This is a genomic window from Hyphomicrobium sp., assembly GCF_036833075.1.
Taxonomy (GTDB): domain Bacteria; phylum Pseudomonadota; class Alphaproteobacteria; order Rhizobiales; family Hyphomicrobiaceae; genus Hyphomicrobium_C.
Map to the genome: position 1 here is coordinate 1 of NZ_DAITQL010000068.1, position 21,808 is coordinate 21,808.

Consider the following 21,808-nt stretch of genomic DNA (forward strand, 5'->3'; position numbering starts at 1 on the left):
CGCCATGACCACCCAGGACAGGAGGGAGGGGCATTGAGCGACCTGCTCATTTCCGAGATTGCGGCACGCACCAGACTCGGGGTGAGGTACTGGCAGCGTCGTGCCGCGGCCGGGCAGATCCCAGGAACCCGCCGCAAGAGGTTCCAGAAACGCTGGATTTATCTCGTTGACGCAGCAACATTCGACGCGTGGTGGACGTCACAGCTCGAGGAGGTGAAGCCGTGCGCAAGCTCCCGCCCTGCATGCGGTGGCGCGGTGCCGTCCTCTGGTATCGGATCCGGAAGAACGGCAAGGACTTCGAAGGTTCCCTCGAAACAGCGAACGTTGGAGACGCTAAAGCTCGCCTTGCAAAAGTGCGGGCAGAGCTCGAAGCAATCGCCTGGGGAGAAAAGCCACGCCGGACGTTCAACGAGGCAGCCGCGCGCTTCGGAGACGAGCACTTCCCGAACCTGAAGCCGAAGAGCGCAAAGCGCTATCTCGTCTCAATCTCAAACCTTCTCGCCAAGTTCGACGCTGCGTTCATGCACGAGATCGGCTCTGCCAGGCTTGGAGAGTTCGAGCGCGAGCGCAAGAAGGCTGGCGTGACCAACTCTACCATCCGGCGCGATCTGGCCTGCCTCAGCGTCATTTTCACGAAGTGCGAGGAGTGGGAGTGGGTCACCGCGAACCCCGTGAAACCGTTCCTGCGCGGCCGGCAGATGGCCGGGCTCGAGGAAGGGCCGGCGCGGACCCGCTATCTCGATCACGATGAGGAGCGCGAAATCCTCGAATGCGCGCCCAAGAAGGCCCGCAAGGCCATCGAGTTTGCCATCGACACGGGGCTTCGCAAGGAGGAGCAGTTCGGTCTGCTCCGGACCGACGTCAATGCGCGGGTGAGGGAGGTGAACGTGCGGGAGGAGGTGGCCAAGAGCCTGAAGCCGCGCCGGGTGCCGCTATGGGAGCGGGCGCTGCGGGTCGCCACCGAGATGCCGGCCGACCTCAGGAGCCCGTACCTGTTCACGACCTACGAGGGCAAGCGCTACTCGGAGGAAAGCCCCTACCACTACGAGGCGCTGCAGAAGGCCGTCAGGCGGGCCAACAAAAAGCGGGCGGGGCGCAGCATCCCACCCATGGAGCACGTCGAGTGGCACGACCTGCGGCGCACATGCGGGTGCCGGCTGCTTCAGGACCACGGGTTCTCGATGGAGGAGGTCAGCAAGTGGTTGGGGCACTCCTCGATCAAGGTGACGGAGAAGCACTATGCGTTCCTGAAGGAGGGGCACCTGCGCGAGCGGGTCGAGCAGCGCGAGGCGGAGATCATTTCGATCCGGGGGACAAGCGGGGGGACATAGGTTAAGGTGGACTTGCAGCAATTTCGTTTAGAAACAACGCTGTATGACGATACATATCACGGACTGCAAATCCGCGTACCCCGGTTCAATTCCGGGCGTGGCCTCCATCTTTTCAAGGACAACGTCCTCACACCCGCGCCGGCGGCGTCGCGGCGAACGATCTTGCCAGCTCCTTCATCATAGCGCGCACGTCGGGGTGCTGATTGCGGTCCCAGTCGGCCAGCATCTCCTCGAGATCCGCCTCGCGCCGCTCGAGCAGGCGCTCGTAGCCCGCTCGCCCCTCCTCCGAAAGCTCATAGAGGCCGTCCTCACTCCGCGTCGCCATGCCGGACGCGACGAGGCGGCCAAGAAGCTCCGCGCACGGCTGGGACGCGATCCTGAGGCGCCCTTCGAGATCCGCCTGCGTCGCGCAGCCCCCGCCCTCGCCCATCCGCGCCAGCAGCCACAGCTCATCCGGCTCGAGCGCGAGCCCGATGCGCCCCGCCGCACGTTGATAGACGCGCCAGCGGTTCTCCTGCGCCGTCATGCGCGTGACGATGCGCTTGAGCTCGTCGAGCGACGTGGCATCGCGCGGATGCGGAAACGCGTCCGTCAGCGGTTCAGGCGCGATGGTGGTCCTGAGCGGCACCTCGCGGATCGCGAGCGTCAAGAGAAAGCCGACGAAGGTCATCACCGCCGCCGTGTGGAACACGGGATGGAGCGCCTTGACGAACTCCGAGAGATAGAGGGAGCGCATCGGCTCGGCGAGCCTGGCGATCTCCGCCGGATTGAGCACGCCCTCGGCGCCGGGGACCGCCCCGTGGATATCCGCACCGAGGAAATAGGCGAAGATGCCGCCGAACAGCGCCGCCCCGACCGAGCCGCCGATCGAACGGAACAGCGTCGTGCCGGACGTCGCCACGCCGAGGCGCTCGTAGGGCACCGCGTTCTGCACGGCCATGACCAGGATCTGCATCACCATGCCGAGCCCGAGGCCGAGCAGGAGCAGATAGAGCGCCGCGCGGCTCGCGGCCGTCTCCACCTCGATCGTCGAGAGCAGCACGAGGGCGACCGTCATCATCGCCGTGCCCGCGACAGGAAACATCTTGTAGCGGCCCACGCGGCTGATGATCTGGCCGCTCGTGATCGAGCTCACGAACACGCCGAGCATCATCGGCGTCATGTGCAGGCCCGCGCTGGTGGGGTCGAGGCCCTTTACGACCTGGAAATAGACCGGCAGGAGCGTGATCGATCCGAACAGCGCCATGCCGACGATGAACCCCACCGACGTCCCGATCACGAAGGCCCGGATCCGGAACAGCGCGAGCGGCACCAGCGGGTCCGGCACGCGCGTCTCGACATAGAGGAAGCCCGCGAGCGCCAGCACGCCCGCAAGCGAGATCGCGAACAGGCTGACGGGCGCCTCCGCGACAAGCGTCGCCCCGAGGCTCGAGACGAGCACGACCGACGTCAGTGCGAGCGTGAGCAGGACCGCACCCGCGTAATCGATCGACACCTCGCCCTTGGACGCCTGGCTGCGGATCGTCCGGCTGATGACGAACAGCGCCAGAAGCCCGAGCGGCAGGTTGATGAGGAAGATCCACCGCCACGACGAGTGATCGACGATGAAGCCGCCAAGCAGCGGGCCGAGCACCGTCGACAACCCGAACACGCCGCCGAAAAAGCCCTGGTACCGGCCCCGCTCGCGCGGCGCCACGATATCGCCGACGACAGCGATGGCGGTCACGATCAGCCCGCCGCCGCCGAGCCCCTGGAGGAAGCGGAAGGCAATCAGCTCCGGCAGGTTCTGCGCCAGGCCGCAGAGCAGAGAGCCCGCGAGGAAGATCAGGATCGCCGCCTGCAGCACCAGGCGCCGCCCGTAGAGATCTCCGAGCTTGCCGTAGACCGGCACCACGACGGTGCTGGAGAGCAGGTAGGCGGTGACGATCCACGACAGATGCGAAAGGCCGCCGATCTCATCGACGATGACCGGCAGCGCGGTCGCGACGATGGTCTGGTCGAGGGAGGCGAGCAGCAGCACCAGCACGAGAGCCGAGAACGTGGCCAGGACCTCTCGCCTGTGGGCGGTGCTGCCGGCGAGAGCGGAGGGTGTGTCTTGCATGCGGGATGAACGGGCTCGCCGGCGTCGAGTTCGCGGGACCGGACCATAAACCCGCGCCTCGGGCCCGTCGACGGGCGCGGGACGCGAACCTTACTTGAAGAGAGACGTCAGCGAGAACGTGGAGGCGATGATGACGGGCGGCGCCTCGGCGATCTGCGGATGCGGCTCCTCGATGTAGACATTGAGCCCCGTGGCGCGCCCCTCCTTGACCAGGGAGGCCACATAGCTCCAACCCTTTGGCTCGAGGCCGATGCACGCTTCCGACATCTCGCCCTTGAGCCGCATGTGAATGGCGATGTTGCCCCGCCTCGCGATGGCGACCCTGTGCTGCGCGCTGAAACGGTCCTTGTTCCAGAGACTCTTCAGGTAGACCGCAACCACGTGCCGCTTGGTCCTCGGCCCCCAACTGACCCGCTTGGCGGGCGCGGTGGATGCGAACGTATACTCGCCCGGCGGCAGCGGGCCGATGGCCTTGGCCGCGAAGCAATCGGGGTCGGGGTTGTTGCGGCAGATGTCGCGTCCCGAGAGCCCCCAGGCGATGGTCTTGCCGTTGATCGCGGGATCGTCCGAGATCACGAACAGCCGGCCGGTCGCGATCGTGTAGCCGAACCGGAAGCTTCGGTCCGACGCCGGCACGGCGTGCACGACATCCTCGAACGGGTTGCAGATCTCACCGCCAGTCAGCTTCCGCTCGTAGCCGTTGAGCTTGACGGTCACGTAGTCGACGCCCGGGGCGCAATCCCAGCGCGCCGGCATCTTCTTCCCGGCCAGCGTGATGGACGGCAGGGGCTGCTCGCGCTGCGCCGGCTTCGGCGCCGTGACGATCGCCGGCGGCATCGCCGCAACCGTGGTCGTCGACCAGTCCGGCGCCGTCTCCTCGGGCGTTCGGCGCATCTGCTCGCATTGGGGCGGGAGCTTGGGCGGCTGGATCTGCGTCGCGGCGAGGCGCCGCGCAACCTGTCCCGTGGCGCCCCGCTCGACATACGAGAGGATCAGGGCGGCCTGGATCGCGACCTGCTCCTCCGACAACTCGAAGATGCAGTCCTCGTAGAGCTGGTCGCCGACCTTGCTGAACACGTCCGCGATGGCGTCGGCCGCGGCTCCGGCCGATGCCGAAGGCATGGTCTCGTCAGGCATCGTCTCAGCGGGCATCGCCTCGGACATGGGCGCGGCGTCCGGCACCGTGGCCTCCTGCGCAAGGCCGGCGGACGACGCGAGCATGAGAAGCCCTGCCGCGGCCGCAGAGGCCGCCGCCCTGGTCCTCACCGTTGCCACGTTTCGAATCACGCCGTTCCCTCGTCGCGCTCCGGACCCCCTCCGGGGTTTTGCGCCCGCCTTTGTAGCCAAGGAGTCGGGGTAAGAGTAAGGCTTTGCTGAGGCGAACGCACGCGTCGCCGCGACACTCCCCGCGGCGGCGTTATCTCGATGCATGAGCTAACATTTGCATCACGGAGGATCTTTCCCCCGACGGGCAATCCGTTAAGCTCGCAGGACAACGAGCCGCCGGGCCCCGACCGCATGGGGCCGTCCACACGGGGCCCGACGCGCCGAGGGGGAGGGGCACGCAAGCATGGCAGCCGACACCGCCGCGCTGATCGAGAGGATCAGGCGCGATCCCGAGTTCATTGCGCTCGGGCGCCGCCGGTCACGCCTCGCCTGGAGCCTTTCAGCCGCCATGGCGGCGATCTACTTCGGCTTCATCCTGCTGGTCGCCTTCGCGCCGTGGTGGCTCGCGACGCCCGTGGGCGACGGCGCCACGACCATCGGCATTCCGCTCGGCATCGGCGTCATCCTGTCGGCTTTCGTGCTGACCGGACTCTACGTCCGCCGCGCCAATAGAGACTTCGATCCCGCCATCCAGCGCATCATCGAGAGGCTGACGTGAACGTCGAAGCCATCGTCATGTTCCTCATCTTCGTGGCGACGACGCTCGTCATCACGCGATGGGCCGCCTCGCGCGTGCGGACGGCATCGGACTTCTATGCGGCGGGCGGCGGCATCACGGGGTTCCAGAACGGCCTCGCCATCGCCGGCGACTATATGTCGGCGGCCTCTTTTCTCGGCATCTCGGGATTAGTGTTCGCCTCAGGCTTCGACGGTCTCATCTATTCCGTCGGCTGGCTGGTCGGCTGGCCGATCGTACTCTTCCTGATCGCGGAGCCGCTCCGCAACCTCGGCCGCTACACGTTCGCCGACGTGGCCGCATTCCGGCTTCAGGCGACGCCGATCCGCACGCTCTCGGCCGTCGGCACGCTCGCCGTCGTCGCCTTCTACCTGATCGCGCAGATGGTCGGCGCCGGAAAGCTGATCGAGCTCCTGTTCGGCTTGCCCTACTTCTACGCGGAGATCATCGTCGGCGTGCTGATGGTGACCTACGTCGCGACCGGCGGCATGGTGGCGACCACCTGGGTTCAGATCATCAAAGCCTGCCTCCTGCTCGGCGGCGCGACGTTCATGGCCCTTGCCGTGCTCGTCTACTTCAGCTTCTCGCCCGACGCGATGTTCGAGGCGGCGACGGATGCCCATCCCGACGGTCTCTCGATCCTGGGGCCCGGCAAGCTCGTCAACGATCCCATTTCCGCCGTCTCGCTCGGCCTCGCGCTGATGTTCGGCACCGCCGGGCTGCCCCACATCCTGATGCGCTTCTTCACCGTGCGCGACGCCAAGGCCGCCCGCAAGTCGGTGCTCTACGCCACCGGCTTCATCGGCTACTTCTATATCCTGACGTTCATCATCGGCTTCGGCGCCATCACGCTGCTGATGGGCGATCCCAGCTACTTCACCGCCGGCGACGGCGGCGTCCACGACAGGATCAACGGCCTGATCGGCGGCACCAACATGGCCGCCGTCCACCTCTCGAAGGCGGTCGGCGGGTCGCTGTTCCTCGGCTTCATCTCGGCCGTCGCATTCGCCACGATCCTCGCCGTGGTCGCGGGCCTGACCTTGGCCGGCGCATCCGCCGTCAGCCACGATCTCTATGCCAACGTCTTCGCCAGGGGCCGCACGAGCGAAACAACCGAGGTCCGCATCTCGAAGATCAGCGCCGTCGTCATCGGCGTCGTGGCGATCGTGCTCGGCTACGTGTTCGAGAAGCAGAACGTCGCCTTCATGGTCGGCCTTGCCTTCGCCGTCGCCGCGAGCTGCAATTTCCCCGTCCTTCTGATGAGCATCCTCTGGCGGGGAACGACGACGCGCGGCGCAGTCGCGGGCGGCTTCGCGGGCCTCGTCTCTGCCGTCGGCATGGTGCTCCTGAGCCCGGCAGTATGGGTCAAGACGTTCGGCTTCGAAACGGCGGTCTTCCCGTACGACAGCCCGGCGCTGTTCTCGATGACGATCGCCTTCCTCGGCATCTGGCTCGTCTCGAAGCTCGACCGCAGCGCGGCGGCGGACGCGGAGCGGGCCGCCTACGAGGCGCAGGCGGTACGCTCGGAGACCGGGATCGGGGCCGGGTCCGCCGCCGCGCATTGACGCGACGCGGTGGACCTCCCCTCCCTCACTTTTTTGTCTTATCCTCTGGCTCTCCCGGCGAGCATCTGCTATGAGCGCGGCTCTCCGGCCATTCCGCGGTAGCTCAGTGGTAGAGCAATCGGCTGTTAACCGATCGGTCGTAGGTTCGAATCCTACCCGCGGAGCCATTTAATTCTCAAGAAAACCCAATAATATCAAGCGCTTAACACTTAGCGCTGGCCACCCTTGCCATACTATTATACCGCTTTGGGCTATAAAAAGGGATATAAAAGGGGTAGCCCATGCGCCCGATCTTGCCGCAGAACAACAAGGGCATTTGGTGCCTGACGCGGTTCGTGCCGAAGCGGTTCAAGCATGTTGACGGCCGCAAGGTCGTGCGGGTCAACACAGGCATCCGCGTTGCCGACGATCCCGCCGGTATCCGGGCCCATGACGTTGTTCAGCGGCTGAATACCGAATTGGAGGCGGAATGGAAGGCCAAGCTCGAAGGTGGGCATGCGGCGCCAGCGCCGATCTCGGTCGAGACCGCCCGCGCAATCACAGCGCGGCTTGGCCTGCGCTATAGGACCGAGGCCGAACTTGTAGCCGGGCCGCTGGTCGAGATGGTGCGCCGCATCGAACTGCTCGAACGCCGCGGCTGGGTCGATGAGCCGAAGGCCGCAGATGCTGTTCTCGGCAACGCCGCGCCGACCCGCATCGCCCTTTCAACGCTGCTCAAGGAATATGAAGTCGAGCGACGGACGCATCTGGCGAAGTTCTCGCCCGACCAGTTGCGCCGCTGGCGCAACGGCAAGAAGCGCGCGATTGCCAACTTCAAGGCCGTGCTCGGCCGCAACGCGTATCTTGAGGACCTGACGCGCACCGACGCGTTGGATTTCCGGGAATGGTGGCAGGACCGCGTTATCGGCGAAGGCGTTCAGGTTGCAACGGCCAATAAAGACATCGGCAATCTAAACCGGATGATCCGCACCCTGAACCGAGCACGGCGCCTCGGGTTGGAGCCGATCTTCGCCGAGTTGCGGATCGAAGGGGAAAAGTACGGGTCGCGCGCCCCATACACCGTCGAGTTCATCCAGACTAAGATCCTGGCAGACGGCGCCCTTGATGGACTGAACCCCGAAGCCCGCCGCGTGATCTACGTCTGCGCGGAGATCGGCCTTCGCCCCGTCGAAGTGGTCAACTTGACCAAGGGCGCGATCCGGCTCGACTGCGACGTGCCGCATGTCGTGGTCCAAGCCGAGGGCCGCGTCCTAAAGACCGACCACAGCGAGCGGCATATTCCCCTTGTCGGCGTCGCGCTCGAAGCGATGAAGATGCAGCCGGAGGGCTTCCCCACGTATTTCGATGGATCGCCCGCACTGTCGGCAACCGTCAACAAATTCCTGTCGGCACATGACCTGCGCCCGACCGACCGTCATTCGCTGTACAGTCTGCGGCATACCTTCGAGGACCGCCTAACGGCGGTCGAAGCGCCCGAAAAAATTCTCTGCTACGCGATGGGTCACAAATACAGCAGGCCAAAATACGGGTCGCCGCCTTCGCTTGAGCAGTTGAAGGGATGGCTCGACAAGATCGCTTTCCGCGCGCCAACGTCGATCTAGCCGCCATGCCCGACATCCCCAAGCTCGCCTCCGTCGCAGTCGCCGCGCCCCGCGTCATAGACGTGACGTGGGGCGATGGCCGCGTGGATCGGATCGACCTCGGCGACTGGATCGCTGCCGGCGGCGTGGTCTTGGCGCCGCTCGTTGATCCTGCGGTCTTCGCGACGGCGCGCGTCGATGCGCATCGTAGCGGGATCGCGTGGGGCGACGACGATGACCTCGCTATCGACGCACATCATCTTCTGCGGATCGCTGAAGACGCCGCCGATGTCGCCGCGTATGACGCGGCCAAGCGCCGCCTCGCGCGCGGCGAGGACGAACTTGTCCCCGCCGATGTCGCGAACGAGATCCGCGACCGCGACGACGCGGACGCCTGAAACCAACGGGGCGCGCGCCCAACCCGCGATGGGAGCGCGCCCCTGAAACCAACGGGGCCGCGCACCCTCCCAAGATGCGCGGCCCTTGTGCGTCTATCGACCATCGCCAATGAACGAACCGCCGGGCGGCGATGGCGATTTAAGAGCGGACGCGCGCCCCCGAGGTTGCCCGGTCGGTGTCCTGTTAGGCGGCGCCCGCGTTGCGATACCATCCGCGCCAGTCTAGCCACGCGCAGCCGAAGTCGAGCCTGATCTTGATCTTCACGCCGTCAACGTCGAAGCCTTCCTCGGCGAAGACCTGCGGCCCCGGCGCGCCCTCAAGATGCGCAAAGCAAAGCCCGTCGATCTGCGACGGGCTTGCCGCGAGATGCCAGGCATTGCCCGCGATACGGGGCTCAACGGCGAGTTGCAACCGAATGGGCTGGGCGTCGGTCGTCGCGGTTGGATTGATCGCCGCCAAGAACTGCTCGGCCGCGGTTTCGAGGGCTGGCCCGACGACGAGCGTGGTCGGCGCAACGCCAATCAACTGGCCGGCTTCATCGGTCTGACGACGCATTGCCAAGCGACCCGCGCTGACCGTTGCGGTCGCAATGGCGCCGCCGGCAGCGGCAAGGTTGCCGTGGTTCGCATGGAATAGCTGGGTGCCATCGGACATAACCGGGTTCGCGGCAAGGACCGACGCAAGCTGTTCCGCTTCAAAATTCGCAGCCGCGATACCGAGGCGGCGCGGAAGGTCGTCGAAGGCGCCTAAATCGTCGTTGACGATGGCCTGCCGGCTGATCGCGAACATCCGGCCGAAGGTGTCGAGCCCCACGCTCTCGCCCGTGTCCTTCAGCGAACCACGCTTGAACTCGCCGTGCTCGTTCACCTTTTCGAGCGCCGAGAAGCCCGACAAGGAGATCATCGTCCGCTTCCGGAAGTCCGAAAGCTCAAGGCGCCGGGCAAGCGGCTTGAGGCCGCTCGGCACCGCCTCGTAAGCGGCGCGGAGCGTGCGGCCCACGGCGCTGCCGAGCACGAGCGAGAAGTCCGACGTTGTGTGCATGCCGCCCATCGACCGGCGGCCAAGGGCCCGCGCGACGATCTGATCGCGGCCCATGCCGCGGGTGTCCGCGCCCGCATACTGAAGGCACGCGCGAGCGAGATCGGTCAGCGACATCCCCATGAACTGCCGGGCCGCGGGCGATGGCGTCATGTTCGGATTGGCGCGCACGGCTATCGCCTCTGCCATAGCCTCGCGGCGGTGTTCCGGGTTCTCAAGGCTGACGTGGCCCGCATCGGCGCCGATCATGCTGATGGTCTGCGGCTGCTGGGCAGCGCGCTCGGCCACGCGGTCGATCAGGGCGGCGCGGAAGTCGGCAACCGACGTTCCGGCCTCAACGTGCTGGGCAGCGAAGTCGGCGGCATGGTGCCTTGTGCCCAGGTCGTAGATCGTCGCGCGGCGCCGGTCCTCGGCGCGCTGTGCGCGCTCGTCGCGCTCGATGGTGGTGTCGTCATCCGTGCTAGGGGTCGTCGGCATGTTCTTGCTCCGAAAATGCGCGCCATCGTCCGCCGGGACGGGCACAACCGATACTTCGAGAAGCCGCCACCGAATGGCGGTTTTGGTGCGGTTCCCCGCGTCGTCTTCTTCTTCGCGCCAGGCGAGCACTTGGTAGCCGACGCTAACGCCCGACAGCACGCCATCGGCAATGTCGGCGACAACGGCCTCGACTTCGGCGCGCTTCGACATGCGCAACAGGGCTTCGATCCTGTCGCCCTTGCGCTCGACCTTCACGACCGTGCCGAGCACGTCGGCGATGTCATGTTGCCGGTGGGCGTTCAGGACCGGCACCCGTTCGCGAAGCTCGATGCCCGCGGGGTCAAGGTACTCTGTGAAAAGGCCGTCGCGGTCCCAACGCTGGACGCCCGCACCGGCCGCGATGACGGCGCGGAACGTCCGCGCCTTCGCGTCCCAAGACGACGCGCCGCTCGACGGCGCGAGCCGGGTAAGCATGGCTTCAGGCTCGATGGTGGCAACAGGCATTAGTTCAACGCCTCCCGCCGAACGTGGAAGATGGCGACGGCGGCAAGGTCCGGGCGCTGCCGGAACATCTCCGCGGCGATCCAAACCTCCATTTCGCCAGGCGACAGGCCGAGGCGCTCGGCGATGTCGTCCAGCGTCATGGACATGCCGGCTTCAAGATCGGCGCGCACCGAGCGGGCGCGCGCCGCGAAAGCGGCCGGGTAGATTGGTTCAGCGGGCTGCATCGCGCAGCGCCTCCTTTAGTTTCCGAAAGTGGGTTGATGCGTTCACGATGAAGACGGCCGTGCCGTTCCCATCGTCGGCGGCGCGGATCTCGTGTCGAACCTTCTTCTCGATGTCGATCAGGAGGTCGCAAAGTTGCCCACCGACATGCGCCCGGCCATCGGCGAAGAAGACGGCGCCGATCCAAACGTCGGTGTGATGCGCAGCGCGGGGATGCGGCCCGGCCTTGATATGCGCCCGGCTGTTTCCGACGATGCTTGCCGCTACGTCGGCGGCAAGGCCCTTCTCGATCAGGTCGAGAACGCAGGCGAAGGCCACGGCGTCGTCGATGGAGTAGTCCCGCCAAACCCGCTCGGGCTCGTCGATACCCGCATCCCACATGGCAGTTTGATTGCGCGTCCGCATCGTGCGGACGCGGGCAAGCGGAACGCCAAGGGCATCGGCGACCTCGCTCAAACGGTACTGTCGTTCATCTGACATGGCGCACCACAGGATTGCTTCGACTTGAAGCTATTCTGTGGTGCTTCGCAGATTGCGTCAAGCTGGATTAGTTCGGAAAGGAACGACAACCGCGCCCGACGACGCACCGTCCGGCGACACCGGCCGGCGCAACGCGTCCTCGATGTCAGCGCCCGCGATCAGCGCATCCAGAACGGCGACCTCCCGTCCTTTGGCTCTGGGATCGCTGACCGCGAGCTTGGCGCGGCCCAGGGCCGCGCCGTCACCCATCGCGTAGGGGATGCAGAACAGCATCCGCAGATTTTCGCCTATGTCGAAGTCACGCGCCGCGGCGAAGACCGCCCGCCGAATGGCGGCGTCGGTCACGCCGAGGGCCTCCAACGTCGCCGCATAGCCATCGTTTGGGTCAGTTATCCCCCCGGAGATAACCGCTCGCTTGATCCGCTCGTGAAGGCGAACACCGAACGCGGCGGCGATTGCATCGAGGTCCATCATCAGTACCCCCACCCCAATCTCACATCGCCTTGAAGGCCGCGAAAATACTCACCGGCCCTGCGCGACAACTCACGTTCGAACAAGTCAAAGATCTCCCGGTGCGAGCCGACGACCCCGCTAATATTGATCGTCGGGGAGAAGTTGATCGGCGGCGCGCCATGGCGGGGGCCGCCCTCCGGCACGCGCGGGCTGATGTAACCGGATTGACCGGCTGTGAAGATCTCAGGCCGCTTCTCACCAACGAGATAGGACGTGCCGCGCGATACATGGCCGCCGCGGGCGCGCGCAGGCGGCGCTGCGCCGGCCCCAGCGCCAGCATCACCGCCGCCGCCCATGCCAATGGCGCCCTTTATCGCGCTGCCTACCCGCCCCGCGAGGCCGCTTGCCCAACTCAGCAACTCGCCCGCTTTCGACTTCATCCCATCCCAAAGGGATTGCAGGAGTTGCGAGCCGGTATCGAATAGGCTGACTGCCGCGCCCTTGATCGCATCGCCAAGGCTCGTCACGATGCCGGCGCCCCATTCGGCAAAGGCAACGATCCCCTCGCCGATCTTCGCGCCAAGCTTCGCGATCATATCGCCATAGAACGACGCGACCTCCTTGAGCTTGTCCCAATTCGACCAGACCGCATACCCGAGCGCGCCAAGGAGGCCGATGATAAGGACGGCCGGCGCCGTGGCGATACCGAGCGCCGTCGCCAGCAATCCGATGCCGCCGACGACCACGCCCACAATGCCGCCGAGGCCGGACAACGCCATCCCAAGGGGGATCAATGCGGCCACCGCGAACGCGGCGTAGGTTCCGAATTCGAGCATCCGGGGATTGGCCGCGGCCAGCCCCTTCAGGTTCTCGGTAATGCCGCGGATGATCTCGCCAGCCGTCTTCAAGACGCCCGCCTCCGCAATCGCTATATGCAAGTTCGTCCAGGCCGCCGCCAACGCGTTCACCTGACCGACGACGCCAGCCATCCGGGCGGCCGACATTTCGGCCGCGGCGCCCTTGGCGCGCTCGGAAACATCCGTGAACGCCTTGTTGAGATCCCCCACCAGCAACGTAATCAGGCGGGCGCCCTGCCGGGCGTCGAAGATGCGCGCAATGTCGCCAAGGTCGGCGCCCTTCTCGCGAAGCGCCGCGGCGAACCCAAACAGATCGACTTCCGAGCCGGCCGCCGTCAATGTGTCCGTGATCGCCTCGGCCAACTTGGCTTTGTCAATCGTGGAGCCGGCCTCATCGACGATGCTCGCAATCGCCGCCGTCATCGCTGCGGTGGACTTTTGCAGCTTCGGATCGGCAAGCGCCGCGTCGATCTTCTTCTCAAAGTCCGTGGCGTCGATGCCGTCCGCCGCCAGCGACCTGACGACATCGTTACCGCTGATCTGCCGCCCGCCCTTGATGAAGTCCTTGACGTTGAGGTTCAGACGCTCAAGCGCCGCGATCATCGGCTTCGTCGGCTTGACCATGCGGACCAGCGCCGAACGCATGGCCACGCCGGCCTCGCTGCCCCGGATCTGGTTCTTCGCCATGATAAGCGAGGCCGCGCCGACCTGCTCGATGGACATGCCCGCCGCGGCGGCCATCGGGCCAACATATTTGAAAGTCTCGCCCATCAGCCGGGTGTCGGTCGTGGAATTTGTGGCGACGTAGCTGAGCACGTCGTTGACGCGCTGAAGCGACGCCGCAACTTGGTCGGCGCCCTTGGCCGGAAGCCGCATCGCCGTCAGGATGTTGGTCGAAATGTCGGCCGCCTCCGCAAGCGCCAAGTCGCCCGCGAGGCCAAGTTGCAGGGTGCCTTCGAGGCCGCCCATGATCTGATCGAAGTCGAGACCCGCGCGGCCAAGCTCGAACGCAGCCCCCATGATGTCAACGACCGTCGATGGGAACTTCTCGTTCAACTCCTGCGCAAGCTTCTCGATCTCCTTGCGCTGCTCCGTCGTGATCCGCGTAACCGCCTGCATGTTATTGCCGGCCTTGGCGAACTCGTAAGCCGTCTTCGCGCCCATCGCGCCAATCAGCGCAAGGGGCAGCGAGATAGCGGTGGTCATGCGGTCGGCGCCCTGCCGAACCATCGCCATGTCGCGGCGCGCGGCGGCCATCGTGCCGCGCGCCGCAACCGCCGTAGCCTGCGAAGCGCCGAGCAGTTGCCGCAAGCCGGCCGTGGCGCGGGCGGCGGGGCCGCTTACCTTGTCAACCAGCCGAACGATCAGTTGGGAAGTTCGTGTCGTCACAACAACAGCCCTCCGGGCGCCGCGATGGCTGCCCATTTGAATTGATCCGTCAGGGCACCCCCGAGAAGGCGCCAAATCATATGGCCGCTTTCTTCGGGGTGATCGCCGCTGATATAGAAACCGGCCGCCATCCACCTGTCGGCAATCGCCGCGGTATCTTGGATTTCAAGGTCGGCGATAACCTGCGCCGCCAAGCGCGCCTCGCGGCGCGTCGCGAACGGCGCAAGCGCAATTCCCGATGACAACAGGATGAGGTAAGACACGCGCCGCTGCGCGCCGGTCCAATCCTCGAAGGCTCGTTCGTGAATGCCGAAGCGTCCGGATACCGAGCCGACAACGCGGCGCATGCCGCCTACCGTCTGCACATCGAACTCGCCCCGACGCCAACCGTTGTCCTGCTTGCGTGCCATGATCCCCCCTTAGATTTGCTGCCCGTGGGCTACGTCGTAAAAGTGCTGGAAAATGAAGACGCGGATCGCTGACGAGAGCCCCAGCCCCTCGTCCGCCGTCATCGCGATGTCTTGCAGGATGCGATGCAGCGGGCGGCGCCGCCGCTTGGCGATTTCGCGCAAGGCGTTCCAAAAAACGTCCTCGACGGAGACCGTCGTCTTGCGTTTGCCAATGCGGACGGTCCGCGCGGAAGACCGCCGTTTCTGAACTTGCATTGCGCCCCCCTACATGGCCTGAGCCGCGAGACGCGCCTCGCGGCGCGTCGCGAAGGTCGCGAGAACCTCGCCCGTGACGAGCGAAGTCAGATACGTAACGCGCGACGCGCCACCGCCCGACTGTGCGCAGTCGAATAACCCGAACCCGCCGCAAGTCAGCCCGAAAACGCGGTAGGGTCCGCTTCGCCCGGCGATCTCAAACTCGCCCTGCAGCCATTCTTTGTAATTTTCAATCGCCATCTTGTTGCTCCACCATATGAATTTCTGCCCGTAAACATCTGGTGGAGCTAACTTATTTGCTCGGTATCTGGCGAGCGGCATAATCCGCTAATATGCGGCGCGCCTGCTCCTCTATGCCATTCTTCGCGGCCTCTAGTTCGCGCTGCGCGCGTTCGAGGAACGGGCCGTACTGTGGCCCGTCCCGAACAACCAGGGCGGCAAACTCAACAACGAGTTGCTCCAACCGCTCGATGGTCAGCGGCTTCAGTGGCGGCGCTTTCCTGCGCCCAATGTGCGAAGATCGTCGCGGCATCATCATCCCCCTGTGACGTGTGCGGTTCGCGCGCCCGCAGGCGCGCGGCGAAGCGAGTGCCCACCCCTCATTTCGCAAATCGGCCCGCGAAGCTCTGGATTTCCAGCACTTCCCGAGCGCCCATGCGGAAGCGAACCCGAAAACGCAAAAATCAAAACATCCCCGAACATCGGGGGGCCGCGCGCCGCATGCCGCGTGGGGGCGGGAAAGAACCTAGGGCATACCCCCTCCCCGCCGCCCATCGGCCGCGCGCAGCCCGGCGATGACGGCGCATCAGGCCCTATCCGACGAACGTGATGGATGGGCTTCGAGGTAGGCGACCATGACGCGCACGGCCTGGCGGAAGGCGACCGCATCGGCGGCGACAGCTTCCGGCGACGCGCCGGACGCGCGGCGGGAGCGGATCAATCGCCGCGCGTAATGTTTCCACGCCTTGCCGCGTTCGCTTGGCGGCAAGGCCGCAAGCCGGCCCGCGACGACGCGCACGCTGGCGTGCCGCGCCATTGGAAACAAAATGACATTCGCCCCAGCCATTTTCATTAGTCGTTCCCCTTGCTTCGCCGCTCAGCATCGCCGCGGCCTTCGTCCCAGCCTTCCGAAATCCATGCGTGTTCGTGGTCGATGACATCCGCGACATCATCGTCGCCTAGATAGTCTTCCTCGTTACAACCGCACACGTCTTCCAAATCGAACGCAAGGTGGCCTGCATAGAGGGCGGCATAATTGGCCTGCATGGCTTCCCCGAACTCGCCGTTCGCTATATCGATAGCCGTCATGGGGAACGCCTCGCCGCTAGGCGAAGGCGTTGCACACCCAACTGTATTATTAAGCTGGATCTCTGAAGGGGCGCCCGCAGGGCGCCCTTCTCTTTCTTCTTCTTCTTCTGGTACTGCAAAAGCCCCATTTTGTTGGGTTTTACGCCTCATGTTTCGCGAAACTTTTGCGAAACTTTTGCGATACTTTTGCGATGTAACGCGCCTGTCCTCGACCTCGGCGGCCAGATCGTTACACCAAAAATCGGCCCCGACACGGACGATCAGCCCGCACTTGGTCAGCTTGGCGAGCATCTTATCGACCGTCCGCCGGTTGGAGCCGTGCCGATGCGCCATCCGCAGGATGATCTCGTATTCCACGGGCTTGCCGCGCTCTATGATCTTCGTGCGGATCAGGTGCAGAAAGCCGATGGTCGCGAAGTCTAACGACGCAATATCGTCGCTCGACCAATAGTCCAAGACGCAGCGAAACCAACGTAGCCCGGTCATTGGCGGCCCTCCAACGAAAGGACGCCGCCGACCTGTTTCAGCCCGTCTTTGCCGGCCACAAATAGGAGCGCGCAATTATCGGCGAAAACGAGCCGGGCAGCGATCCTATTTTTATCGCGAAACGAAACGAGCCCCCCTTGTGCCGAAGGCGCGAAGCGACTACGTTTCCGGCTATCCGACTTTCTTTTGACTTTCGCGACCGCGGGACGGGCATCCCGCGGCGCGACGTTTCGTGGTTTCATGATGTCATGCGGCCAAGCTCTGGCCGTCCCTTATGGTTGTGCATTCGCGGATCGCACCAGCCACCCAAGCTTCGAGGTCGGCGCGGCGGTAGAAGACGCGCGGTAGCGGTCCCGTGCCGATCCGCAGGAAGCGAGGCCCTCGCGTGGTCGCCCGCAATTTCTTCAGAAAAACCTCGCTCCTGCCGAGATAAAGCGCGGCCTGGCGGGTATTCAGAAGCGGTTCGTCAATCAGAAGCATCTTGGATCTCCCAAAAAATGGCGGCCGCCATTCTGTGCCGCCGGTTTCACGTAATACATTCGACCTAATCAGGATATGGGCGGGCAAAATAGAAAGTCGATATGGCATTTTCGAAATGCGATACCATGGTATGGCAATTATTTTTTCGCGCGAAATGCCACCGCACTTTAACGCTGGCGGCGAAATGAAATGGCCTATGGATTGGTAGCGCCAGAACCCAAATCGCCGCCTGCGCGCGAATGTGGGGCAGCGCGGCGCTATCGCCGCGCGCATGTCAGGCTGCGCGTGACATCTTCGAGCGCGACATGCGTGACAAGGCGTAACATCAACGTCACGGCAGCTTCAGGCCGCAATCGAGCTTGGATGGGATGCCATCGACGCCATCGAACTGCCCGAGCTTAACGCGGGGCAGGACGCGATAGCGGTCGGGAAGCTCACGGAGATCGCGGAAAACCTGCACCGCAGAGAGATCACGGCCCTTGAGCGCAGCGAACTTCAGGCGGCTTGGGTCGAGATCGTCAAGACGAGGAAGAAGGACACCCCGGCAGATAAACCTGCCGAACTTCGGCAGGTTTCGCGCCAACTTGGCGCAAAACCCAAGGGCGGCCGACCAAATAGCGGGATACGGCAGGCCGCTCGCGAACTTGGTGTGCCAGCCACCGATCTGCGTCGCTCCGTCAAGATCGCGAAGCTCTCCCCCGAGGCCCAAGACGCCGCGCGGAAGCTGAAGCTCGACGACAATCAAGACGCCCTTCTCGAAGCCGCCAAGGCAAAGACGCCGGGGGCACAGACGGCCGTGATCCAGCAGCGCGCGGCGCAAGAGACGCCGAAGAAGAAGCGCGCCCCGAGCGCGCGGCAGGTCGATCAGGACGCCGCGGCGCTCCAATCGGTCTGGAAGCTTGGCCGCGTCAGGTCGGCAAGTTGAACTTGCGGGCGAGCGCGTCGAGCGCGGCGGCCGTCAGGGCTTCGGGATCGCGGCCAAGCCGCCGGAAAAACTCGGGATGGAGAACCGCCTGATGGCCGCGCTGGAACGCCCGCGTCTCGGGGCTGCGGTCATGGAACCGGGAAGCGATGCGCAAGGCGGCGATCCTATCGCCTGCCGCCCACGCGTCCCTGACCTGATCGAGCTTTGACCGCATGCCATGCCGCCTCCTGCCGCTCGCGCTCTAGCGTGGAGCGGCAAACGGTGCGAGGGGGCTCGGGCCGGGAGTTGCGCAAGGGCAATTCCTGGGGAGAAACACGCCGGGCGGAGGGCTATAATTGGGCTATAAAGAGGGCTATAAATGCGGTGCAGCGATGCTAATTTATCGTTTAATTTCAATGTGTTTCGACGTTATGTTAATCCTACCCGCGGAGCCATCTCGGAACGAAACTGGGAACTGGCGACCCTGCAGTTTCCACTCGGGCGCTTCCTCCAGCCGCAACAAGTGCCTGTATGAGCCCCGGCTTCGTTCCCTTGATCCGGATTTCGTCGTCTCCGACCTCAATCCGTTGCGCCAGCGTCTGCACGTAGTGCCGCCGGAAGCTGCCGTCGCTCGCCCTCAACTTCTTGCAAGCCTCCGATCCGAGACGCCCCAACAGCTCTGATGTTAGAGAGTTGCCGCTACCTTCTTCCCGATGTTCAGCCCGATCGGCATCCGCCCGAGCCGCATCCCTGGTGCGGGTGAGCTCGGCAATTCGCCCCTTCAGATTGGAATCATTCAATTCCGCTAAGCCGTTCTCGATCGCTTCATAAAGTCGCGTCAGCTTGGTCTCGGCGTCTGCGGCCTGGCTCCTCAACTCCGCAATCCGCCCCTTCAGGCGCTCGGCCTGCGCCTCCTGACGCGCGAGAGGGCCGGCGAGCAGCTCGGCGAGCCGCTGAGGGACAAGAAGCCGGTCCTCGAGGTGGGACACGACCAAAGTGTCCAGCTCGCCCATCGGAATGGTGCGCCCGCGGCACCCCGTTTGGCCCTGCCTGGCCTTGGTGCAGCAGGTGTAGTAGCGGTACTGGCCATTCTTGCCGGTCCGGAGCGTCATCGCCCCGCCACAGCCGGCACAAAAGCACACTCCGCCGAAAAGCGTCCCGGCCGTGACGAAGCGCGGCGCCTTGAGTTGCGGGCTGCGCGAGCGAATGATCGACTGCACTTCAGCGAACTCGTCTTCGCTGATGATGGGCGCAACGGCCACCTCCACCACCTCGGCATCAGCCTTGCGCTCCTTCTTGCGCCAGCTCGATACATTGAAGCGATGCCGACCGATGTAGGTTTCGCGCGTCAGAATTTGATGAACCGCTCCGGTGCCCCAGCGACCGCCCGTCTGCGTACGAATGCCGCGCTCGTTCAAGTAGTCAGCAATCTGGCGCGCGCCCATAGGGCCATTCTCCACGCCGACACGCGCGAGGTGAAACATGAGCTTCACCGTCTCGGCCTGCTCCGGATCAGGCTCAATCTTCTTTTTGATACGGGCTCCTCTCTGCTCGGCGGCCACTGTCCGGTATCCGAACGGAGGACGTGACCCATTCCAATAGCCCTGCCGGGCATTCTCGCGCATCGCCCGCAGCGTGTGCTTGGCGTTCTCCTTCGATTGATACTCATCGAACAGCGCCATGATCTGGCGCATCATCACGCTCATGGGATCATCACCCAGGTCTTGCGTGATGGACGTAAGGCGAATGCCATTCTTGGCCAGGCGCCGAACGTAGAACTCGAGCTGGAACTGATCCCGGAAGAACCGCGAGAACGAATGCACGATGATGGCATCGAACGGCGCCGGCTTCTGGGCCGCTTCATCCATCAGCTTCTGGAACTCCGGCCGCCGATCATCCGTCGCAGACGCTCCCGGCTCGACGAATTCACACGCAACGGCGATACCCTTGGCTTGGCAATAGGCTTGAAGCTGCCGCCGCTGATCGGGAATCGACAGATCGTGTTCGGCTTGGCGGCCGGTCGATACACGCAGGTAAAGCGCAGCACTCCTGGACGAAGCCAAGGCTACGGACGCATGCACATTCATGCGAGACCTCCGTTTGCAAGATCAACCTCTCGACGCCAGCAGTACGTCAAAGAGCGGCCACAGAACGAGCGGAAACTTCCCCAATCGGCAGCTTGCATCACCAAGCGGCCTATCCAGTTGAAATTTCCACTATCGTGCTATATATATAGCATGACAAAAGAAACTATCCAAGGTCATTGCTCATGACAACCCCAGCCGGAACCCGCCGTCGCCGCGGTCGCGCCAGCCATTTCGGCGACAACCCGCCCAAGACCGGCCCAGAGCGCAGCCGGCGCGCCGAACCAGGTCCGAGTAAAGATCTGGTCGAAGCGTTCGTTCAGCGAACAGGACGAGCCCTGACCCGGATAGCGGAACGTATGCCTCGTGATCGCCTGCTTGCAGCCGTTGGAGCCTCCACCGATACGGATGTGCTCTTTAGTTCTCTGCGCGACGCAGCCGCCATCGGTGCCGAGATTCTGCCGGACAAGCCAAATCCCCTGACCGAAGCCTTTCTGCGGGGATCAGAAATGAAGCGCGAAATGCTGAAGGCCGAAGGTGGCGCCCTGTCGGCGCAGCAGCTCGCCGATCATCTAGGAATCACCCCGCAAGGGCTCGGCCGCAAGCGTGAGCGCAATCAAGTCTTCTGGCTCGACGTCGGCGACGGCTACGTCTATCCGGCGTTTCAGATCGGGAAGAGCGGGCTCTTGCGTGGCATCAGTGAGGTTCTCGATGCCTTCTCAGTCGAAGACCCGTGGATGCGGGTGAACTTCATGCTCACAGGCGACGCCCGCCTCGGCGGCAAACGGCCAATTGACCTTTTACGAAAGGGGAAGATAGACGAGGTAGTGGCGGCAGCAGCGGCGTATGGTGAACATGGCGCCGCCTAAGGCGGGTCCCCTGCCACCTCCGGACTTCTCCAGCCGCGATCTCCCGATCGATACGATTGCTGCAGGCACCCGGCTCGTGCGTATTCATCGCAATGAGCTCCACCCGCTCTTCTTCGGTGCATCCACCGCCAACCGTTTCGACGACCCGGCCGAGAGCTACGGCGTGTGCTACCTCGCCGCCACCTTCGCAGGCGCTTTCGCCGAGACCTGCCTGCGCGCCGTAGGAGCCCGTTTCGTCGCGGTGACGTTCTTGGAAGAGCGATCCTTCTCCCAGATAGAAGTGACAGCGCGCCTCCGCTTGGTCTCCGTCCACGGTCAAGGTTTAGCGCAGGTCGGCGCCACCGCCGCTGTCACGAGCGGGCCGTACACCGTTGCCCAAAAATGGTCGCGCGCTATTCATGACCATCCGAGCAAACCGGATGGCATCGCCTACCGCTCCAACCACGACAACAGTGAGCTTTGCGCCGCATTGTTTGAGCATACGGCCAATCGTCTGACACCGCTCGATGCTGAACCGATCACGAAAGACCGCGACCGCCTGGCTACGCTTTTGACACGCTACAACGTCGGCCTCGGATAACCTGCACTTGGATCTTCGGCAACCAATCCGACTCAATGACAATTGACCGGACTGCACCCTCATTCATTTCGAAAACCCTTGAACCGCCCCGGGTTTGCCGGAGGCTGGTTGGTTTGAGTCAGGCGGCGCGTGC

General features: G+C 64.4%; 25 protein-coding genes and 1 tRNA gene. 8 read left to right on the forward strand and 18 right to left on the reverse strand.

The features are described from left to right. The first annotated feature begins 221 nt into the window (after positions 1 to 221). On the forward strand, positions 222 to 1,331 hold the full coding sequence (locus V7082_RS16570; protein ID WP_334150351.1) for a tyrosine-type recombinase/integrase: 1,110 nt from the start codon (positions 222 to 224) through the stop codon (positions 1,329 to 1,331). A gap of 127 nt (positions 1,332 to 1,458) precedes the next feature. On the opposite strand, the gene V7082_RS16575 is transcribed toward V7082_RS16570, so the two are convergent. Both V7082_RS16575 and V7082_RS16580 read right to left on the reverse strand, forming a co-directional pair. Next, positions 1,459 to 3,432 (reverse strand): MDR family MFS transporter, encoded by a 1,974-nt coding sequence (locus V7082_RS16575; RefSeq protein ID WP_334150352.1) that lies wholly within the window; start codon positions 3,430 to 3,432, stop codon positions 1,459 to 1,461. Positions 3,433 to 3,522: 90 nt separating this feature from the next. Further along, complete coding sequence (locus V7082_RS16580; protein WP_334150353.1) at positions 3,523 to 4,719, reverse strand: DUF2778 domain-containing protein; 1,197 nt, start codon at positions 4,717 to 4,719, stop codon at positions 3,523 to 3,525. Between the two features lie 283 nt (positions 4,720 to 5,002). Between V7082_RS16580 and V7082_RS16585 the strand changes: the two genes are divergently transcribed. The 3 genes from V7082_RS16585 (at position 5,003) to V7082_RS16595 (ending at position 7,067) form a co-directional block, all read left to right on the forward strand. After that, positions 5,003 to 5,317 (forward strand): DUF485 domain-containing protein, encoded by a 315-nt coding sequence (locus V7082_RS16585; protein WP_334150354.1) that lies wholly within the window; start codon positions 5,003 to 5,005, stop codon positions 5,315 to 5,317. Between the two features lie 17 nt (positions 5,318 to 5,334). After that, on the forward strand, positions 5,335 to 6,900 hold the full coding sequence (locus V7082_RS16590; RefSeq protein ID WP_334150381.1) for a cation acetate symporter: 1,566 nt from the start codon (positions 5,335 to 5,337) through the stop codon (positions 6,898 to 6,900). Positions 6,901 to 6,992: 92 nt separating this feature from the next. Continuing rightward, positions 6,993 to 7,067: transfer RNA gene (locus tag V7082_RS16595), tRNA-Asn, on the forward strand. 84 nt (positions 7,068 to 7,151) lie between these two features. Here V7082_RS16595 and V7082_RS16600 read toward each other — a convergent pair. After that, positions 7,152 to 7,397, reverse strand: coding sequence for a hypothetical protein (locus V7082_RS16600; RefSeq protein WP_334150355.1), 246 nt, complete (start codon positions 7,395 to 7,397; stop codon positions 7,152 to 7,154). Between the two features lie 105 nt (positions 7,398 to 7,502). On the opposite strand from V7082_RS16600, the gene V7082_RS16605 reads away from it, so the two are divergent. After that, positions 7,503 to 8,501: an integrase gene (locus V7082_RS16605; RefSeq protein WP_334150356.1), complete on the forward strand. Its 999-nt coding sequence runs from the start codon at positions 7,503 to 7,505 to the stop codon at positions 8,499 to 8,501. Next, positions 8,459 to 8,878 carry a hypothetical protein gene (locus V7082_RS16610; protein ID WP_334150358.1) on the forward strand — a complete coding sequence of 140 codons (420 nt, stop codon included), beginning with the start codon at positions 8,459 to 8,461 and terminating at the stop codon, positions 8,876 to 8,878. The genes V7082_RS16605 and V7082_RS16610 overlap by 43 nt, the downstream gene beginning before the upstream one ends. Positions 8,879 to 9,062: 184 nt before the next feature. Here the strand turns inward: V7082_RS16610 and V7082_RS16615 are convergent, their stop codons facing one another. The 15 genes from V7082_RS16615 to V7082_RS16685 all read right to left on the reverse strand — a co-directional run bounded on the left by V7082_RS16615 (position 9,063) and on the right by V7082_RS16685 (position 20,229). Continuing rightward, entirely contained in the window at positions 9,063 to 10,898 is a 1,836-nt protein-coding gene (locus V7082_RS16615) for a prohead protease/major capsid protein fusion protein (protein WP_334150360.1), read from the reverse strand. Further along, entirely contained in the window at positions 10,898 to 11,122 is a 225-nt protein-coding gene (locus V7082_RS16620) for a hypothetical protein (RefSeq protein WP_334150362.1), read from the reverse strand. The genes V7082_RS16615 and V7082_RS16620 overlap by 1 nt, the downstream gene beginning before the upstream one ends. Continuing rightward, entirely contained in the window at positions 11,109 to 11,600 is a 492-nt protein-coding gene (locus V7082_RS16625; RefSeq protein WP_334150364.1) for a hypothetical protein, read from the reverse strand. The genes V7082_RS16620 and V7082_RS16625 overlap by 14 nt, the downstream gene beginning before the upstream one ends. 57 nt (positions 11,601 to 11,657) lie before the next feature. Beyond that, positions 11,658 to 12,074, reverse strand: a complete 417-nt coding sequence (locus tag V7082_RS16630) for a hypothetical protein (protein ID WP_334150365.1) — start codon at positions 12,072 to 12,074, stop codon at positions 11,658 to 11,660. Beyond that, on the reverse strand, positions 12,074 to 14,335 hold the full coding sequence (locus tag V7082_RS16635) for a phage tail tape measure protein (protein WP_334150366.1): 2,262 nt from the start codon (positions 14,333 to 14,335) through the stop codon (positions 12,074 to 12,076). Before V7082_RS16635 ends, V7082_RS16630 begins: the two co-directional genes overlap by 1 nt. Beyond that, positions 14,296 to 14,709, reverse strand: coding sequence for a hypothetical protein (locus V7082_RS16640; RefSeq protein ID WP_334150367.1), 414 nt, complete (start codon positions 14,707 to 14,709; stop codon positions 14,296 to 14,298). Before V7082_RS16640 ends, V7082_RS16635 begins: the two co-directional genes overlap by 40 nt. Before the next feature lie 9 nt (positions 14,710 to 14,718). Next, on the reverse strand, positions 14,719 to 14,964 hold the full coding sequence (locus V7082_RS16645; RefSeq protein ID WP_334150368.1) for a ribbon-helix-helix domain-containing protein: 246 nt from the start codon (positions 14,962 to 14,964) through the stop codon (positions 14,719 to 14,721). Positions 14,965 to 14,973: 9 nt separating this feature from the next. Further along, complete coding sequence (locus V7082_RS16650) at positions 14,974 to 15,204, reverse strand: hypothetical protein (protein WP_334150369.1); 231 nt, start codon at positions 15,202 to 15,204, stop codon at positions 14,974 to 14,976. A 52-nt stretch (positions 15,205 to 15,256) separates the two neighbouring features. Further along, a complete protein-coding gene (locus V7082_RS16655) occupies positions 15,257 to 15,496 on the reverse strand; it encodes a hypothetical protein (protein ID WP_334150370.1) in 240 nt (79 codons plus the stop codon). Positions 15,497 to 15,769: 273 nt separating this feature from the next. Then, positions 15,770 to 16,036 carry a DUF6074 family protein gene (locus tag V7082_RS16660; RefSeq protein WP_334150371.1) on the reverse strand — a complete coding sequence of 89 codons (267 nt, stop codon included), beginning with the start codon at positions 16,034 to 16,036 and terminating at the stop codon, positions 15,770 to 15,772. Next, on the reverse strand, positions 16,036 to 16,758 hold the full coding sequence (locus V7082_RS16665) for a hypothetical protein (protein WP_334150372.1): 723 nt from the start codon (positions 16,756 to 16,758) through the stop codon (positions 16,036 to 16,038). Before V7082_RS16665 ends, V7082_RS16660 begins: the two co-directional genes overlap by 1 nt. A 246-nt stretch (positions 16,759 to 17,004) precedes the next feature. Continuing rightward, a complete protein-coding gene (locus V7082_RS16670; RefSeq protein WP_334150373.1) occupies positions 17,005 to 17,511 on the reverse strand; it encodes a helix-turn-helix transcriptional regulator in 507 nt (168 codons plus the stop codon). Positions 17,512 to 17,569: 58 nt separating this feature from the next. After that, positions 17,570 to 18,058, reverse strand: coding sequence for a hypothetical protein (locus tag V7082_RS16675; RefSeq protein ID WP_334150375.1), 489 nt, complete (start codon positions 18,056 to 18,058; stop codon positions 17,570 to 17,572). A gap of 88 nt (positions 18,059 to 18,146) precedes the next feature. Further along, entirely contained in the window at positions 18,147 to 18,377 is a 231-nt protein-coding gene (locus tag V7082_RS16680; protein ID WP_334150376.1) for a hypothetical protein, read from the reverse strand. Positions 18,378 to 18,582: 205 nt separating this feature from the next. After that, the gene (locus V7082_RS16685; protein WP_334150378.1) at positions 18,583 to 20,229 is read right to left on the reverse strand and encodes a recombinase family protein; all 1,647 of its coding nucleotides are present in this window, start codon (positions 20,227 to 20,229) and stop codon (positions 18,583 to 18,585) included. A 182-nt stretch (positions 20,230 to 20,411) separates the two neighbouring features. Here V7082_RS16685 and V7082_RS16690 point away from each other — a divergent pair, with 182 nt between their 5' ends. After that, positions 20,412 to 21,095, forward strand: coding sequence for a hypothetical protein (locus V7082_RS16690; RefSeq protein ID WP_334150379.1), 684 nt, complete (start codon positions 20,412 to 20,414; stop codon positions 21,093 to 21,095). Next, positions 21,073 to 21,675 (forward strand): RES family NAD+ phosphorylase, encoded by a 603-nt coding sequence (locus tag V7082_RS16695; protein WP_334150380.1) that lies wholly within the window; start codon positions 21,073 to 21,075, stop codon positions 21,673 to 21,675. Before V7082_RS16690 ends, V7082_RS16695 begins: the two co-directional genes overlap by 23 nt. Positions 21,676 to 21,808 lie beyond the last annotated feature (133 nt).